General features: G+C 69.9%; 14 protein-coding genes. 7 read left to right on the top strand and 7 right to left on the bottom strand.

The window, feature by feature from the left end; genetic code table 11:
• Positions 1-2: 2 nt before the first annotated feature.
• Positions 3-707, bottom strand: coding sequence for a 3-oxoacyl-[acyl-carrier-protein] reductase (gene fabG / locus JIX56_RS36475; protein ID WP_257546988.1), 705 nt, complete (start codon positions 705-707; stop codon positions 3-5).
• Between the two features lie 251 nt (positions 708-958).
• Here fabG and JIX56_RS36470 point away from each other — a divergent pair, with 251 nt between their 5' ends.
• From JIX56_RS36470 to tyrS, 3 genes are all read left to right on the top strand, one after another.
• On the top strand, positions 959-2,482 hold the full coding sequence (locus JIX56_RS36470) for a TldD/PmbA family protein (RefSeq protein ID WP_257546986.1): 1,524 nt from the start codon (positions 959-961) through the stop codon (positions 2,480-2,482).
• The gene (locus JIX56_RS36465; protein WP_257546984.1) at positions 2,479-3,882 is read left to right on the top strand and encodes a metallopeptidase TldD-related protein; all 1,404 of its coding nucleotides are present in this window, start codon (positions 2,479-2,481) and stop codon (positions 3,880-3,882) included. The genes JIX56_RS36470 and JIX56_RS36465 overlap by 4 nt, the downstream gene beginning before the upstream one ends.
• Before the next feature lie 79 nt (positions 3,883-3,961).
• Complete coding sequence (gene tyrS, locus JIX56_RS36460) at positions 3,962-5,230, top strand: tyrosine--tRNA ligase (RefSeq protein WP_257546982.1); 1,269 nt, start codon at positions 3,962-3,964, stop codon at positions 5,228-5,230.
• Between the two features lie 105 nt (positions 5,231-5,335).
• On the opposite strand, the gene JIX56_RS36455 is transcribed toward tyrS, so the two are convergent.
• Positions 5,336-5,614 carry a GlsB/YeaQ/YmgE family stress response membrane protein gene (locus tag JIX56_RS36455; protein ID WP_257546980.1) on the bottom strand — a complete coding sequence of 93 codons (279 nt, stop codon included), beginning with the start codon at positions 5,612-5,614 and terminating at the stop codon, positions 5,336-5,338.
• A gap of 246 nt (positions 5,615-5,860) precedes the next feature.
• Here JIX56_RS36455 and JIX56_RS36450 point away from each other — a divergent pair, with 246 nt between their 5' ends.
• Together JIX56_RS36450 and JIX56_RS36445 are read left to right on the top strand one after the other, a co-directional pair.
• Positions 5,861-6,283 carry a DUF3099 domain-containing protein gene (locus JIX56_RS36450; protein ID WP_257546978.1) on the top strand — a complete coding sequence of 141 codons (423 nt, stop codon included), beginning with the start codon at positions 5,861-5,863 and terminating at the stop codon, positions 6,281-6,283.
• A gap of 208 nt (positions 6,284-6,491) precedes the next feature.
• Entirely contained in the window at positions 6,492-6,731 is a 240-nt protein-coding gene (locus tag JIX56_RS36445) for a hypothetical protein (protein WP_257546976.1), read from the top strand.
• Between the two features lie 79 nt (positions 6,732-6,810).
• Here the strand turns inward: JIX56_RS36445 and moaA are convergent, their stop codons facing one another.
• The 3 genes from moaA to JIX56_RS36430 form a co-directional block, all read right to left on the bottom strand.
• The gene (gene moaA, locus JIX56_RS36440) at positions 6,811-7,800 is read right to left on the bottom strand and encodes a GTP 3',8-cyclase MoaA (RefSeq protein WP_257546974.1); all 990 of its coding nucleotides are present in this window, start codon (positions 7,798-7,800) and stop codon (positions 6,811-6,813) included.
• Positions 7,801-7,996: 196 nt separating this feature from the next.
• The gene (locus JIX56_RS36435) at positions 7,997-9,622 is read right to left on the bottom strand and encodes a solute symporter family protein (protein ID WP_257546972.1); all 1,626 of its coding nucleotides are present in this window, start codon (positions 9,620-9,622) and stop codon (positions 7,997-7,999) included.
• Positions 9,619-9,975, bottom strand: coding sequence for a DUF485 domain-containing protein (locus JIX56_RS36430; RefSeq protein WP_257546970.1), 357 nt, complete (start codon positions 9,973-9,975; stop codon positions 9,619-9,621). Before JIX56_RS36430 ends, JIX56_RS36435 begins: the two co-directional genes overlap by 4 nt.
• Positions 9,976-10,362: 387 nt before the next feature.
• Between JIX56_RS36430 and JIX56_RS36425 the strand changes: the two genes are divergently transcribed.
• Entirely contained in the window at positions 10,363-11,895 is a 1,533-nt protein-coding gene (locus JIX56_RS36425; RefSeq protein ID WP_257546968.1) for a S8 family peptidase, read from the top strand.
• 267 nt (positions 11,896-12,162) lie between these two features.
• Entirely contained in the window at positions 12,163-13,206 is a 1,044-nt protein-coding gene (locus JIX56_RS36420; protein WP_257546966.1) for a CopD family protein, read from the top strand.
• Positions 13,207-13,264: 58 nt separating this feature from the next.
• On the opposite strand, the gene JIX56_RS36415 is transcribed toward JIX56_RS36420, so the two are convergent.
• A complete protein-coding gene (locus JIX56_RS36415; protein ID WP_257546964.1) occupies positions 13,265-13,978 on the bottom strand; it encodes a lysoplasmalogenase in 714 nt (237 codons plus the stop codon).
• Positions 13,975-14,847 carry a sterol desaturase family protein gene (locus JIX56_RS36410; protein ID WP_257546962.1) on the bottom strand — a complete coding sequence of 291 codons (873 nt, stop codon included), beginning with the start codon at positions 14,845-14,847 and terminating at the stop codon, positions 13,975-13,977. The genes JIX56_RS36415 and JIX56_RS36410 overlap by 4 nt, the downstream gene beginning before the upstream one ends.
• Between the last annotated feature and the right edge of the window lie 32 nt (positions 14,848-14,879).

Below are 14,879 nucleotides of genomic sequence, written 5' to 3'. Positions count from 1 at the left end.
GTTCAGTGACCCATTCCCAGTCCGCCGTCTACGGGGATGACGGCTCCAGTGATGTACGAGGCGTCGTCCGAGGCGAGGAACCGCACCGTCGCGGCGACCTCCTCGGGCTGCGCGTACCGGCCGAGCGGCACCTGCGACACGATGCCCGCGCGCTGCTCGTCGGTGAGCACCTTGGTCATGTCGGTGTCGACGAAGCCGGGGGCGACGACGTTGAAGGTGATGTTGCGCGAGCCGAGCTCACGGGCGAGGGAGCGCGCGAAGCCGACGAGGGCGGCCTTGGAGGCGGCGTAGTTGGCCTGACCCGGGGAGCCGTACAGGCCCACGACCGACGAGATGAGGACGACGCGGCCCTTCTTGGCGCGCAGCATCGCGCGATTGGCGCGCTTGACGACGCGGAAGGTGCCGGTGAGGTTGGTGTCGATGACCGAGGTGAAGTCCTCCTCGGTCATGCGCATCAGGAGCTGGTCCTTGGTGACGCCGGCGTTGGCGATCAGGACCTCGACCGGGCCGTGCACGGCCTCGATCTCCTTGTAGGCCTGCTCCACCTGCTCGGGGTCGGTGATGTCGCACCTGACGGCCAGGAAGCCGGCCGGCGGCTCACCCGAGCGGTACGTGATCGCGACCTTGTCGCCGTTGTCGGCGAACGCGCGGGCGATGGCGAGGCCGATGCCCCGGTTGCCTCCGGTGACGAGAACCGAGCGGCTCAACGGATCACCCTTTCCTTAGCGGTCTGAACACCCGCCCGAAAGCCTGGACGGCAGGTGCCTTCCTCGAAAACCTATCGGTACGGTCCGTCATGTGGGCATTGGGGCAGTGACAGTGGCGCGGGGGCCTCGCTGTGGGGTCCCTACAGAAAGCACGCCGACCGCAGCCGGAAAGAGGTGGTCCCCTCACCCGCGGGCGCGACATGATCGGACCCGACAGGCCACCACGACCGCTCGGCAACAGGGAGACATCGGTGCCCCATTCCATCGACGAAGCCTTCACGGCACTACCGCTAAGGGCCCTGGCCGACGCCGCGCTCGCCCGCGCCCGTGCTCTCGGCGCCGACCACGCGGACTTCCGGTTCGAGCGGGTGCGCAGTGCGTCCTGGCGGCTGCGGGACGCCAAGCCCGCCGGGTCGTCGGACACGACCGACCTCGGGTACGCGGTGCGGGTGGTGCACGGCGGGACCTGGGGGTTCGCGTCCGGTGTGGACCTGACGATGGACGCCGCCGCGAAGGTCGCCTCGCAGGCCGTGGCGATGGCCAAGCTGTCCGCGCAGGTCATCAAGGCCGCCGGGTCGGACGAGAGGGTCGAGCTGGCGGACGAGCCCGTGCACGCGGAGAAGACGTGGATCTCCTCGTACGAGATCGATCCCTTCGCCGTACCCGACGAGGAGAAGTCCGCGCTGCTGGCGGACTGGAGTGCGCGGCTGCTGGCGGCCGACGGGATCAACCATGTGGACGCCTCGCTGCTCACGGTGCACGAGAACAAGTTCTACGCGGACACCGCCGGGACCGTGACCACCCAGCAGCGCGTACGGCTGCATCCGTCGCTGACCGCCGTGTCGGTCGACGAGTCCAGCGGTGAGTTCGACTCGATGCGGACGCTGGCGCCGCCGGTCGGGCGCGGCTGGGAGTATCTGACGGGCACCGGCTGGGACTGGGACGACGAGCTGGCGCGGATCCCGGAGCTGCTCGCCGAGAAGATGCGGGCGCCGAGCGTCGAGGCGGGCGTCTACGACCTGGTCGTCGACCCGTCCAACCTGTGGCTGACCATCCACGAGTCCATCGGTCACGCCACCGAGCTGGACCGCGCGCTCGGTTACGAGGCCGCCTACGCCGGCACCTCCTTCGCCACCTTCGACAAGCTCGGCAAGCTGCGCTACGGCTCCGAGCTGATGAACGTCACCGGTGACCGCACCGCCGAGCACGGCCTGGCGACCATCGGTTACGACGACGAGGGGGTGGAGTGCCAGAGCTGGGATCTCGTCAGGGACGGGACCCTCGTCGGCTACCAGCTGGACCGGCGCATCGCCAGGCTGACCGACCTCGGTCGCTCCAACGGCTGCGCGTACGCCGACTCCCCCGGGCATGTGCCCGTGCAACGCATGGCCAATGTGTCGCTGAAGCCGGACCCGGCCGGGATGTCGACCGAGGATCTGATCGGCGGGGTCGAGCGGGGGGTCTATGTGGTCGGGGACCGGTCGTGGTCCATCGACATGCAGCGGTACAACTTCCAGTTCACCGGGCAGCGGTTCTTCAAGATCGAGAACGGGCGGATCACCGGGCAGCTGCGGGACGTCGCGTACCAGGCGACGACGACCGACTTCTGGGGGTCCATGGCGGCCGTCGGCGGGCCGCAGACGTACGTCCTGGGCGGTGCCTTCAACTGTGGGAAGGCCCAGCCGGGCCAGGTCGCCGCGGTGTCGCACGGCTGCCCGTCGGCCCTCTTCAAGGGCGTCAACATTCTGAACACCACGCAGGAGGCCGGTCGATGAGCGCGGGGAACAACAAGGCGCACAAGCCGCACGAGATCGTCGAGCGGGCTCTTGAGCTGTCGCGGTCCGACGGCTGTGTGGTGATCGCCGACGAGTACTCGACGGCGAACCTGCGCTGGGCGGGCAACGCGCTGACGACGAACGGGGTCACCCGTGGGCGGTCGGTGACCGTCGTCGCCACCGTCGACGGCAAGGAGGGCACCGCCTCCGGGGTCGTGTCGCGGTCCGCCGTGACCGCCGAGGAGCTGGAGCCGCTGGTACGCGCCGCCGAGGCCGCCGCGCGCGGCGGAGGACCCGCCGAGGACGCCCAGCCGCTGATCACGGGCGTGCAGCACTCCCCCGACTTCACGGACGCGCCCGCCGAGACCTCCTCCGCCGTGTTCGCCGACTTCGCGCCGGCGCTCGGCGAGTCGTTCGCACGCGCGCGTGCGGGCGGCCGCGAGCTGTACGGCTTCGCCAACCACGAGCTGGTGTCGAGTTACCTCGGTACGTCCACGGGGCTGCGGCTCCGCCATGATCAGCCGAACGGGACGCTGGAGCTGAACGCCAAGTCCCCGGACCGTACGCGTTCGGCCTGGGCGGGACGATCGACGCGCGACTTCAAGGACGTGGACCCGGCGACCCTGGACGCCGAGCTGGCCGTACGGCTGGGCTGGGCCGAGCGGCGGGTGCCGCTGCCCGCCGGACGGTACGAGACGCTGCTGCCGCCGACGGCCGTGGCGGACCTGCTGATCTACCAGATGTGGTCGGCGTCGGCGCGGGACGCGGCCGAGGGCCGGACGGTGTTCAGCAAGCCCGGCGGCGGTACACGGATCGGTGACCGGCTGACCGAGCTGCCGCTGGCCCTGCGCAGCGACCCGAACGAGCCGGGCCTGGAGTCCGCGCCCTTCGTGCTGGCCCACTCCTCCGGGGGCGACAGCTCGGTGTTCGACAACGGGCTGCCACTGAAGGCGACCGAGTGGATCAGCGGCGGCGAGATCACGAACCTCCCGACCACCCGGCACAGCGCGGGCCTGACCGGGCTGCCGGTGGTGCCGACGATCGGCAACCTGATCCTGGACGGCGGCGACGACCGCTCTCTGGCGGAGATGGTCGCGAACACGGAGCGCGGGCTGCTGCTGACGTGTCTGTGGTACATCCGCGAGGTCGACCCGGCGACGCTGTTGCTGACCGGGCTGACCCGGGACGGCGTCTATCTCGTGGAGAACGGAGAGGTCACCGGCGAGGTCAACAACTTCCGGTTCAACGAGTCGCCGGTGGACCTGCTCGGCCGGGCCACGGAGGCCGGGCGCACGGAGAAGACGCTGCCGCGCGAGTGGAGCGACTACTTCACCAGGGCCGCGATGCCCGCGCTGCGGGTGCCGGATTTCAATATGAGTTCTGTCAGTCAGGGCGTATAACCTCGTAGGCGTTCGTGGTCGGCTGTCACCCGACTGCCGGGCGAACACCTGCGAAGACCATCGAGGAGACACGAGAACCGTGACGGACATCGTCGACGAGCTGAAGTGGCGGGGGCTGTTCGCCCTGTCCACCGACGAGGACGCTTTGCGCAAGGCGCTCGCGGACGGTCCCGTCACGTTCTATTGCGGCTTCGACCCGACCGCGCCGTCCCTGCACGTCGGGCACCTGGTGCAGGTGCTCACCGTGCGTCGGCTCCAGCAGGCCGGACACCGGCCGCTGGCGCTGGTCGGCGGCGCGACGGGCCTGATCGGCGACCCCCGCCCGACGGCGGAGCGCACGCTGAACGACCCGGAGACCGTCGCCGGCTGGGTCGGCAGGCTGCGCGCCCAGATCGAGCCGTTCCTGTCCTTCGAGGGCGAGAACGCGGCCGTCATGGTCAACAACCTCGACTGGACCGAGGGCCTCTCCGCCATCGAGTTCCTGCGGGACATCGGCAAGCACTTCCGCGTCAACAAGATGCTGACGAAGGACTCCGTCGCCCGCCGGCTGGAGTCCGACCAGGGCATCAGCTACACCGAGTTCAGCTACCAGATCCTCCAGGGCATGGACTTCCTCCAGCTCTACCGGAGGTACGGCTGCACGCTCCAGCAGGGCGGCAGCGACCAGTGGGGCAACCTCACGGCCGGCCTGGACCTGATCCACCGGCTGGAGCCCGGCGTGGAGGCGCACGCGCTGGCCACTCCGCTGATGACCAAGGCGGACGGCACCAAGTTCGGCAAGACCGAGGGCGGCGCCGTCTGGCTCGACCCGGAGATGACGACGCCGTACGCGTTCTACCAGTTCTGGCTGAACGTGGACGACCGGGACATCACCCGGTACATGCGGATCCTGTCCTTCAAGTCCCGTGCGGAGCTTGAGGAGTTGGAGCAGCAGACGGAGGAGCGGCCGCAGGCGCGTGCCGCGCAGCGCGCGCTGGCGGAGGAGCTGACGACGCTGGTGCACGGCGCCGATCAGACCGCTGCCGTGATCGCCGCGTCCCGCGCCCTCTTCGGGCAGGGTGAGCTGGCGGAGCTGGACGAGCGGACGTTGGCTGCGGCCCTCTCGGAGGTGCCGCATGCCAAGGTTGCCGAGCTGGCCCCGGTTGTCGATCTGTTCGCCGAGGTCGGGCTGGTGCCGAGCAAGTCCGCGGGGCGACGGACGGTGAAGGAGGGCGGGGCGTACGTGAACAACGTCAAGATCACCGCCGAGGATGCGGTTCCGTCCCGGGAAGAGCTGATTCACGGGCGGTGGCTGGTGCTGCGGCGGGGGAAGAAGAATCTGGCCGCTGTCGAGGTGGCTGGGGCCTAGGCGCCGTAGGGGCGTGGGGGACTGGCGGGTGCCGCTGCGTCGTGGCTTGGCGCGCCCGCGCGGCGGAGCCGCATATCGAAACAGCCCCGCGCCCCTTTTCGGGGCTCAGGCTCGTTCTTTTCTCTTGCCCAGGGTTGCCGTGTAGGCCATGTCGCCCACGAAGACGATGACCACCGCGGCTGCCAGCTGGAGGGCGTGGCGGCCCCAGTCGATGCCTCGGGTCTCGTCGATGCCGAAGGCCCGGGCCAACGCGTTGCCGACGATCGCGCCGATGATGCCGAAGATCGTCGTCAGCCAGAGCGGGCTGTGCTGTTTACCCGGAATGATCGCCTTGGCCAGCAGGCCCAGGACGAATCCCACGATGATCGCCCACAACCAGCCCATGGCTGCCTCCTCGTACGGCTCTACGTGAGCATTACGCCCAGTGTCGGCCCGCCCGCGGTACGCCGCATGTCGGGCGCGGCCGTACGCGCTACGGCGCATTCCCTCCCCTCCTGGTGGAAGATGACCCGGTCTCGTAGGCGGCGCAGACGCGGCGTAACGTGGAGCTTGTCCGGACCCCGTTCCCCCGAACGGGCAGGGGCGGGGCACGGGCCGGGGAGCTCCGATACAGGCGGGTGGTGGAACGTGATGCGGAAGCATGGCGACGTCGAGGTCTTCCGGATCACAGGCGCCCGGCAGGGTCTCACCGACGACGTGCGCGGCCGACAGCGGCGCTACGTCATCTCGATGTCCGTCCGCACCCTCTCGGTGATCGCCGCCGCGACCCTCTGGAACGTCGAACGGCACGTCGCGGTCGTCGCACTGGTGCTGGGAGCGGTGCTGCCGTACATCGCCGTGGTGATCGCCAACGCGGGCCGTGAGAACGCGCCCTCGCTGCCGTCCACCTTCGTCACCGCTCCCATGCGTCCGATGATCGCCCCGGCCCCGGACACGGACGCCTCACGCTCGGGCGAATTCCAGGCCGAGGAACGCCTCGCGGAATCCTTCCCGGAGGACGTCGCGGACGATCCCGCGGGTGGTCGGCCGAGCGAGCCGCGCGAGCGGGCCTGAGCACCGGGAATCCAGCCGAAGCGGAAGCCGGCCACCCGCCAAGCTCAAGAAAAGCTCAGATCAATCATGTAGTTCCTGTGCCGGGCAGACGGTTACCCGTGACATACTTCGTACGCGCTCCGCATCCCCCGTCGGAGCGACAGACCGACGCCGGGCAGCTCCCCCCGTGGCTGCTCGGCGTCGCCTTTTCTGCGGCTAGGGTCGACGTGTGAACATCCTCCATGTCCCCGGCTCCGATCCCGCCTCCCCCATCTGTTCGGCCAAGGGCTGCCGTGCCGACGCGGTCTGGGTGCTCGCTTGGAACAACCCGAAGCTGCACACGCCGGAGCGGCGCAAGACGTGGCTCGCGTGCGACGAGCACCGGGAGCACCTGTCTCAGTTCTTGGGCGTGCGGGGGTTTCTGAAGGATGTCGTCACGCTGGAGGACTGGGAAGCGCCTCAGGGGTAGGGGCCATGGGTGGACCGGCGGCTGCGGGTTGTTCGTGGTTTCTCGCGCAGTTCCCCGCGCCCCTCAAGGGGCGCTTCCGTCAGCCTCCGATCGCCGACATCGGCCGGTCCGGCTGGACGAAGGACGGGTCGTCCAGGCCCGCGCCCGCCTTCTTGCCCCACATCGCCAGGCGCCAGATGCGGGCGATCTCCTCGTCGGGGGCGCCCGAGCGCAGCGCGGCCCTGAGGTCGGTTTCCTCGCGGGCGAAGAGGCAGGTGCGGACCTGGCCGTCGGCGGTGAGGCGGGTGCGGTCGCAGGCGGAGCAGAAGGGGCGGGTGACGGAGGCGATGACGCCCACGCGGTGGGGGCCGCCGTCGACGAGCCAGCGCTCGGCCGGGGCCGAGCCGCGTATCTCGGAGCCCTCGGGGGTGAGGTCGAAGCGGGTGCGCAGCGAGGTCAGGATGTCGCCCGCCGTCACCATGCCGTCGCGCTTCCAGCCGTGCTGGGCGTCCAGGGGCATCTGCTCGATGAAGCGCAGCTCGTAGTCGTGCTCGACGGCCCAGGCGAGGAGGTCCGGGGCCTCGTTCTCGTTCAGGCCCGGCATCAGGACGGAATTGACCTTGACGGGGGTGAGCCCCGCGTCGCGGGCGGCGGCCAGGCCTTCGAGGACGTCCTTGTGGCGGTCCCGGCGGGTCAGGGTCTTGAAGACGTCCGGGCGGATGGTGTCCAGCGAGACGTTCACCCGGTCCAGGCCGGCCGCCTTCAGGGCCGTCGCCGTGCGCTTGAGGCCGATGCCGTTGGTGGTGAGGGACATCTGGGGGCGGGGGGCGAGCGCCGCCACACGCTCCACTATGCCGACCAGGCCGGGGCGGAGCAGGGGCTCACCGCCGGTGAAGCGGACCTCGGTGATGCCCAGGGTCCGGACGGCTATGTCGATGAGGCGGACGATCTCGTCGTCCGTGAGCAGGTCGGGCTTGGCGAGCCACTGCAGGCCCTCCTCGGGCATGCAGTAGGTGCAGCGCAGATTGCACCGGTCGGTCAGCGAGACCCTCAGGTCGGTGGCCACTCGGCCGTAGGTGTCGATGAGCACGTGGGCCCCCTCCCTCGTTCTACGGATCACGAACGATTCTCGGTCCTCGCTCGCGGATCCCCGATTCTCCGACACCTGCGAGCCTACGTGACCGCACTGACAACAACACCGGCCCGTTCCCACAAGACGCGGCGCGGGGCCGCCGTAGGTCGCTACGACGGCCCCGCGCGAAGCCGGAATCAACAGGGCGCGGTGCTCAGTGGGCGCCGGTGCCCGTGAGGGACCGGACCTCCAGCTCGGCGTACTTTCCGGTGTCGGGCTCCTCCTTGGACAGGACGGTGCCCAGCCAGCCCATCAGGAAGCCGAACGGGATGGAGATGATGCCCGGGTTCTTCAGCGGGAACCAGGCGAAGTCGACGCCCGGGAACATCGCCTTCGGGTCGCCGGAGACGACGGGCGAGAACAGCACCAGGCCGACGGCGACGATCAGACCGCCGTAGATCGACCACAGCGCGCCCTGGGTGGTGAACTTCTTCCAGAAGAGGCTGTAGAGGATGGTCGGCAGGTTGGCGGAGGCCGCGACCGCGAAGGCGAGGGCGACCAGGCCGGCCACGTTCAGGTCGCGGGCGAGGCTGCCGAGCCCGATGGAGATGACGCCGATGAAGACGGTCGCCCAGCGGGCCGCGCGGACCTCCTCGGCGCCGGAGGCCTGCCCCTTGCGGATGACGTTGGCGTAGATGTCGTGCGCGAAGGAGGAGGACGAGGCCAGGGTGAGGCCCGCCACCACGGCGAGGATCGTCGCGAAGGCCACCGCCGAGATCGTGGCCAGCAGGATCGCGCCCCAGGCCGAGTCGACGCCGCCCAGGTGCAGGGCGAGCAGCGGGGCCGCCGTGTTGCCCGACGGGTTGGAGGCGATGATCTCTTCCTGGGAGATCAGCGCGGCGGCGCCGAAGCCGAGCGCGATGGTCATCAGGTAGAAGCCGCCGATGATGCCGATGGCCCAGTTCACGGACTTACGGGCGGCCTTGGCGTTGGGCACCGTGTAGAAGCGGATCAGGATGTGCGGCAGACCGGCGGTGCCGAGCACCAGGGCGATGCCGAGGGAGATGAAGTCCAGCTTGGAGGTGCCGGTCGCGCCGTACTGGAGGCCGGGCTCCAGGAAGGCCGCGCCCTTGCCGCTGTTCTCGGCGGCGGTGCCCAGCAGATCGGAGATGTTGAAGTTGAACTTCAGCAGCACCAGGAACGTAATGAGGATCGTGCCGCTGATCAGCAGCACGGCCTTCACCATCTGGACCCAGGTGGTGCCCTTCATACCGCCGATGGAGACATAGACGATCATCAGGATGCCGACGAGGGCGACGATGAGGATCTTGCCCGCGTCGGACGTGATGCCGAGGAGCAGCGAGACGAGGACGCCCGCGCCCGCCATCTGGGCCAGCAGATAGAAGATCGACACGACGATCGTGGAGGTGCCGGCCGCGGTGCGGACCGGGCGCTGGCGCATGCGGTACGCGAGGACGTCGCCCATGGTGTAGCGGCCGGAGTTCCTCAGTGGCTCGGCGACCAGGAGCAGGGCGACCAGCCAGGCGACCAGGAAGCCGATGGAGTACAGGAAGCCGTCGTAGCCGAAGAGGGCGATCGCGCCCGCGATGCCGAGGAACGACGCGGCGGACATGTAGTCGCCGGAGACCGCGAGACCGTTCTGGAAGGCGCTGAACTGCCGTCCGCCCGCGTAGAAGTCGGCGGCGTCCTTGGTCTGACGGCCGGCCCAGATGGTGATGGCGAGCGTCGCGAGGACGAACAGCCCGAACAGGGTGATGATCAGCGGCCGGTGCTCGCTGGCCTCGTTCGCGGCGAGGAATGTCTGCTGTACGGGGCTCATGCGCCGCCCTCCATCCGGGACTTGATCGCCTCGGCCTTGGGGTCGAGCTTCTCGGCGGCGTGCTTCGAGTACCACCAGGCGATGAGGAATGTGGTGACGAACTGGGCGACGCCGAGGACGAAGGCGACGTTGATGTTGCCGAAGAGCTTGGTGCCCATGAAGTCGCCCGCGTAGTTGGAGAGCAGGACGTACAGCAGGTACCAGGCGATGAAGCCCACGGTCAGCGGGAAGGCGAACGAGCGGTAGGAGCGGCGCAGTTCACCGAACTCAGCGCTCTCCTGGACCGCGGCGAACTCCTCGGTGGAAGGGAGATGGTGTTCTGCCTTCGAGGGGGGCGGTGCGTCGGTTGCCACGGAGTCTCCTCGCGTCTTTGCGGCGGTCGCGACGGTGGTTGGTGACGTTTTCGCCGTCGGATCTGGGGACGGGTTGGATACGGACATGGGGTCGGCTCTGTTCCTCACGGTGACGGGTGCACGATCGTGCTCGGGCTCCCTGCACAACGTCACGGCGGCGCGCGAGGACCGGTTCAACCGTGCGCGTCTCTTTCGAAAACCGATTCGGAAACCGTCGTGAGGTGCGGCGACTTCGAGGGTTACCCCTCTACTTCGGCCGCCCGGCCCCGAAGTCATTGCTGGCCAGCGAGGACGAGGGATAGCTTCGGGCTGCACCACCAACGTCATGTACCTGCCCAGGCGGACTCTGCCGGGCCGGTTCTCGTTTCCGGATGATGTGGAGACCCCATGGCTCAACTGCGCTCAAGACGACGGCTCGCGCTCGCGGTGCCGGTCGTCCTGTCGCTGACCGCCTCGCTCGGCTTCCTGCCGGGTGTCGCCTCGGCGGCCCCGCTCGCGGAGCCCACCGCCGCGACCGCGGAGGGCCCGAACCTCTCGTACGTCGTGAACACCAAGACCGACAAGCGCACGATCGCCTCCGTGCAGAAGGCGATAGCCGCGGCCGGCGGCACGGTCGTGATCACGTACGACAAGATCGGCGTGATCGTGGTCCACTCGACCAACCCGGAGTTCGGTGCGACGATCCGCGGCGCGCGCGGTGTGCAGTCCGCCGGCGCCACGCGGACCTCGCCGCTGACCCCGGCCGGTACGACGGACGAAGGTGCCGTCGACTACCTGACGGACGCGGAGGCCGCGAAGGTGAAGGCCGCCTCGGCGGACATCCCCGACGCCGAGCCCCTCGAGGCCGACCAGTGGGACCTGCGGTCGATCGGCGCCGACCAGGCCGCGAAGATCAACCCGGGCAGCAAGAAGGTCACCGTCGCCGTCATCGACACCGGCGTCGACGACACCCACCCGGATCTCGCGCCGAACTTCTCCGCCTCCCAGTCCGCCAACTGCAACGGCGGTGTGGCGGACACCAGTGAGGGCTCCTGGCGGCCGTACACCCCGCAGGACTACCACGGCACCCACGTGGCCGGTGAGATCGCCGCCGCCCGCAACGGCGTCGGTGTCGCCGGTGTCGCGCCGGGCGTGAAGGTCTCCAGCATCAATGTGACCGACCGCAGCAACGGCCTCTTCTACGCGGAGAGCGTCGTCTGCGCGTTCGTCTTCGCCGCCGACCGCGGCGTGGAGATCACGAACAACAGCTACTACGTGGACCCGTGGCTCTACAACTGCGTCGACGACCCGGACCAGAAGGCCATCGCCGACGCCGTCAACCGGGCCCAGAAGTACGCCACGAAGAAGGGCACCCTGCACCTGGCCGCCGCGGGCAACTCCAACCACGACCTCGCCTCCGACGCGATCGTGGACGCGTCCAGCCCCAATGACACCACTCCGGTCGAGCGCACCATCGACCCGAGCGAGTGCTTCAACGTGCCGACCCAGCTGCCGGGCATCGTCACGGTGAGCGCGACGGGCGTGAAGAACGAGAAGTCGTACTACTCCACGTACGGCAACGGCGTCATCGACATCGCGGCGCCGGGCGGTGACCGGCGCTACCAGCTCCCGGACACCCCGTCGAAGGACGGCCGCATCCTGTCCACCATGCCGAACGGTGAGTACGGCTTCCTCCAGGGCACGTCGATGGCGTCGCCGCACGCCGCCGGTGTCGCCGCGCTGCTGAAGTCCACGCACCCGTGGGCGAGCCCGGAGCAGCTGCAGTGGCTGCTGAAGGCCCAGGCGGACAAGCAGACCTGCCCGGAGTCGTACGACCAGAACGGCGACGGCACCCAGGACGCGGTGTGCGAGGGCAGCCCGCGCGTCAACGGCTTCTACGGGTTCGGCATCGTCAACGCCCTGAAGGCCGTCAAGAAGTAGCCCCGGCACCCGGGGAGTGAGAGTGCCTCACCAGCGCTCGCGCCGTCCGGTGGCCGACGGCACGATCGTGACGTCGTCGGACGCGCTGGACGCGGTGACCAAGTAAGGCGCTCTCCTACGGAGTTCGGGCCGGGCGGTGGCGCACCGCCCGGCCCTTCCCTGTATGAGACAAACACCCTCCCGACTCGTACACATGGGCGGAATGTCGAACTGCCAGTTGTTTTCCGGCACTTGCCCGGGTCTGGTGCGACTGGTGAACTTCTCGGGGTGACCCTGACGAGACGGACGGCGGAGGCGACGGGGGCGGCGGACGAGCCCGAGCGGCGGCTTGGGCGGCGACCTGGGCGGCCCGGCGGTGGTACCGGCCGGGCCGTCGTCGTGCTCGTCCTGGTGACTGTCGGTGCGCTGGTCCCGCTGTTCGGACCGCGGGTCGCGCTGGACGGCACGGGTGAGGCCGCGGCGCCCGGGTCGGGCGGGATCGCCCTGCTGCGGGCGGTGTTGCTGGCCGCGCTCTGCGTGCCGGCGGGTGAGCTGTTCGTGCTGTGGCTTGCGCGGCGGGTGCCGGGCGCGCCTCCGCAGACGCCGCGCAGTTGGGCGCCGTGGGCGGCGGGGGCCGGTTTAGTGGCCGCGTTGGGGCTGGCCTCGGTCGTGGCCACGGGCAACCTGGTGCCGGACTCCCCCGCCGACATCGACGTGGGCGGCCTCTACGAGACCCGGGACGGCAGACTCGCCCTCCTGGAGGTCAACGCGTTCGCGGCGGCCGGCCTGCTCGCGCTCTCCCGCCGGCCGGCCGCCCAGGCACTGCCCCTGGCCGCGATCGTCGTCGCGGAGGCCCTGCGTGCCCATCCCACCACCGAGTACGGCCCGCTCGTCGGCACCGGTCTGACCGTCGTGCACCTGACGTGCGCGGCGTTGTGGGCGGGCGGACTGCCGCACGTCCTGCGGACGCTGCGCACGCGCGCGTGGCGCACGACGGAGGCGGGCGCCACGCTGTTGGGCCTCTACGCGCGCGTGGCCGCCGTTCTGCTCGCCGCCGTCACCGCCACCGGTGTGTGGAGCACGCTGCGCCGGATGCCGCCGGACACGGTCCTCGACCAGCTGACGGAGACGGCGTACGGCCGCGCCCTGCTCGCCAAGGTGCTCCTCGTGACCGCCGTCGCCGCCCTCGCCCTGTGGGCCCGGCTACGGCTGCGCCACACGACCGACCCGCTCGGCGCCTGCGCTCCCGCCCGCGCGGAGGTGGCGGTGCTGGCGGTGGTCGTCGCGGTGTCGGCGCTGCTGACGGCGTTGCCGGTGCCGATCCGCTGGTGAGTGGCGAGTTGCCGTGCGACGGCACGTACGGGGGCGGTTCCTTCGCCGTTCGGCCTGGTCAGACCGTGTTCGTGGACACCTTGCCGTGCGTCGGGGTGTCCTCGGCCCGCGCGTGGAAGGTCCCGAGGGCCCCGTGGACCAGCAGGTACTGGGCCGTCAGATAGGTGAGCATGATCCACAGGTCGGGCCGCGGGAGCTGCGGCCACTCGGCGACACCGGTCGCGATGAGCAGGTCCGACACCACGAAGAGGGCGCCCCCGAGCCCCGTGACGGGCCCCAGCCGGGCGGCCGCCCACGCCATCGCCGTCAGCAGGGCGCTGTAGCCGGCGACGGGCAGCCGTAGATCAGCCGGAAGGCCGGGCCACAGGCTCGCGACGGCGGCGACCAGGGCGAAGCCGTACGCGACGCCGCAGACGACGGACATGCGGGCGGCACGCGCGCGTGGAGCACTCGTCCTGGGCCGCCCGAGCCGCCCGAGCCTCTCGAAGAGAACCAGATAGCAGAGGTGCCCCACCGCGAAGGAGCCCATCCCGGCGAGGAAGGCCGGCTCGGCGTCGGAGAGGAGCAGCACGTCTCCGCCCCAGCCGAGGAGAAGAGCGGCGGTCAGCGGCCGCGGGCCGCCACGCACGTACGCGCACGCCGCGAGCAACGGCATCAGCAGGGGCTTGGCGACCACATGTCCGGGGGTGAACCCGACGGCCAGGGACCCGAGATCGACGGCGGCGGCGAGCCCGAAGGCGACGAGGAGGAGAGGTCCCCTGTCTCGTCTCACGCGACGGTCTCCGTGGCCACGGCCGACTGCTTCTCGGTGGCCGCCGGCCCCCAGCCGGGCGACCGGAAGACCCGCCCCGCCCGCTCGCCCCAACTCCCCGCGAGCTTCAGGTCCTTGGCGATGGAGACGTACTCATGGGTGGCGACCCGTAGGGGGTTGTACGTGTCGATGTTCTTCGTCAGCCCGTACACCGGCCGCTCGGTCTCCTCGACGAACGACCCGAAGAGCCGGTCCCAGACGATGAGGATGCCGCCGAAGTTACGGTCGAGATAGCCGCCCTGGGAGGCGTGGTGCACCCGGTGGTGCGACGGCGTGTTGAACACGAACTCGAACGCCCGGGGCAGCTTCCCGATCCGCTCGGTGTGGATCCAGAACTGGTACACGAGGTTGACGGAGGAGCAGAACGCGAGCGCGGCCGGGTGCACGCCGAGGGCGATGAGCGGGACGTAGAAGGGCCAGACGGTCCAGGTGGTCCAGGGCTGCCGCAGGGCGGTCGTCAGGTTGAACTTCCGGCTGGAGTGGTGCACCACGTGGCAGGCCCACAGGATGCGGATCACATGGTGCCCACGGTGCGACCAGTAGGAGACGAAGTCCTGCGCGAGCAACATCAGCGGGATCGTCCACCACAGGACGGGCACGCGCAGTGGCGTCAGCTCGTGGACCGTCGTGTAGATCGCGACGATCGGGATCTTCCAGAGGAAGTCGAGGACGAGACTCCCGAGCCCCATCCCGACACTCGTCGCGGCGTCCTTCGCCTCGTACCCGGCGGCATCGTCGTCCGGATGGATCCGGACACTGATCACCTCGAGCACGGTGAGCAGCACGAAGGCGGGTATCGACCACAGCACGACATCGGGCAGGTTCGGCATGTGGGCACGGTAGAACCGCTGGTCGGCGGGGG

The organism is Streptomyces sp. CA-210063 (assembly GCF_024612015.1).
Taxonomy (GTDB): domain Bacteria; phylum Actinomycetota; class Actinomycetes; order Streptomycetales; family Streptomycetaceae; genus Streptomyces.
This window is presented reverse-complemented; position numbering and strand designations above follow the sequence as displayed.

Coding starts and splice junctions, on each gene's coding strand:
- JIX56_RS36465 (WP_257546984.1), top strand. CDS start 2,479: ATGAGCGCGGGGAACAACAAGGCGCACAAGCCGCACGAGATCGTCGAG.
- JIX56_RS36425 (WP_257546968.1), top strand. CDS start 10,363: ATGGCTCAACTGCGCTCAAGACGACGGCTCGCGCTCGCGGTGCCGGTC.
- JIX56_RS36450 (WP_257546978.1), top strand. CDS start 5,861: ATGCGGAAGCATGGCGACGTCGAGGTCTTCCGGATCACAGGCGCCCGG.
- JIX56_RS36410 (WP_257546962.1), bottom strand. CDS start 14,847: ATGCCGAACCTGCCCGATGTCGTGCTGTGGTCGATACCCGCCTTCGTG.
- JIX56_RS36435 (WP_257546972.1), bottom strand. CDS start 9,622: ATGAGCCCCGTACAGCAGACATTCCTCGCCGCGAACGAGGCCAGCGAG.
- JIX56_RS36455 (WP_257546980.1), bottom strand. CDS start 5,614: ATGGGCTGGTTGTGGGCGATCATCGTGGGATTCGTCCTGGGCCTGCTG.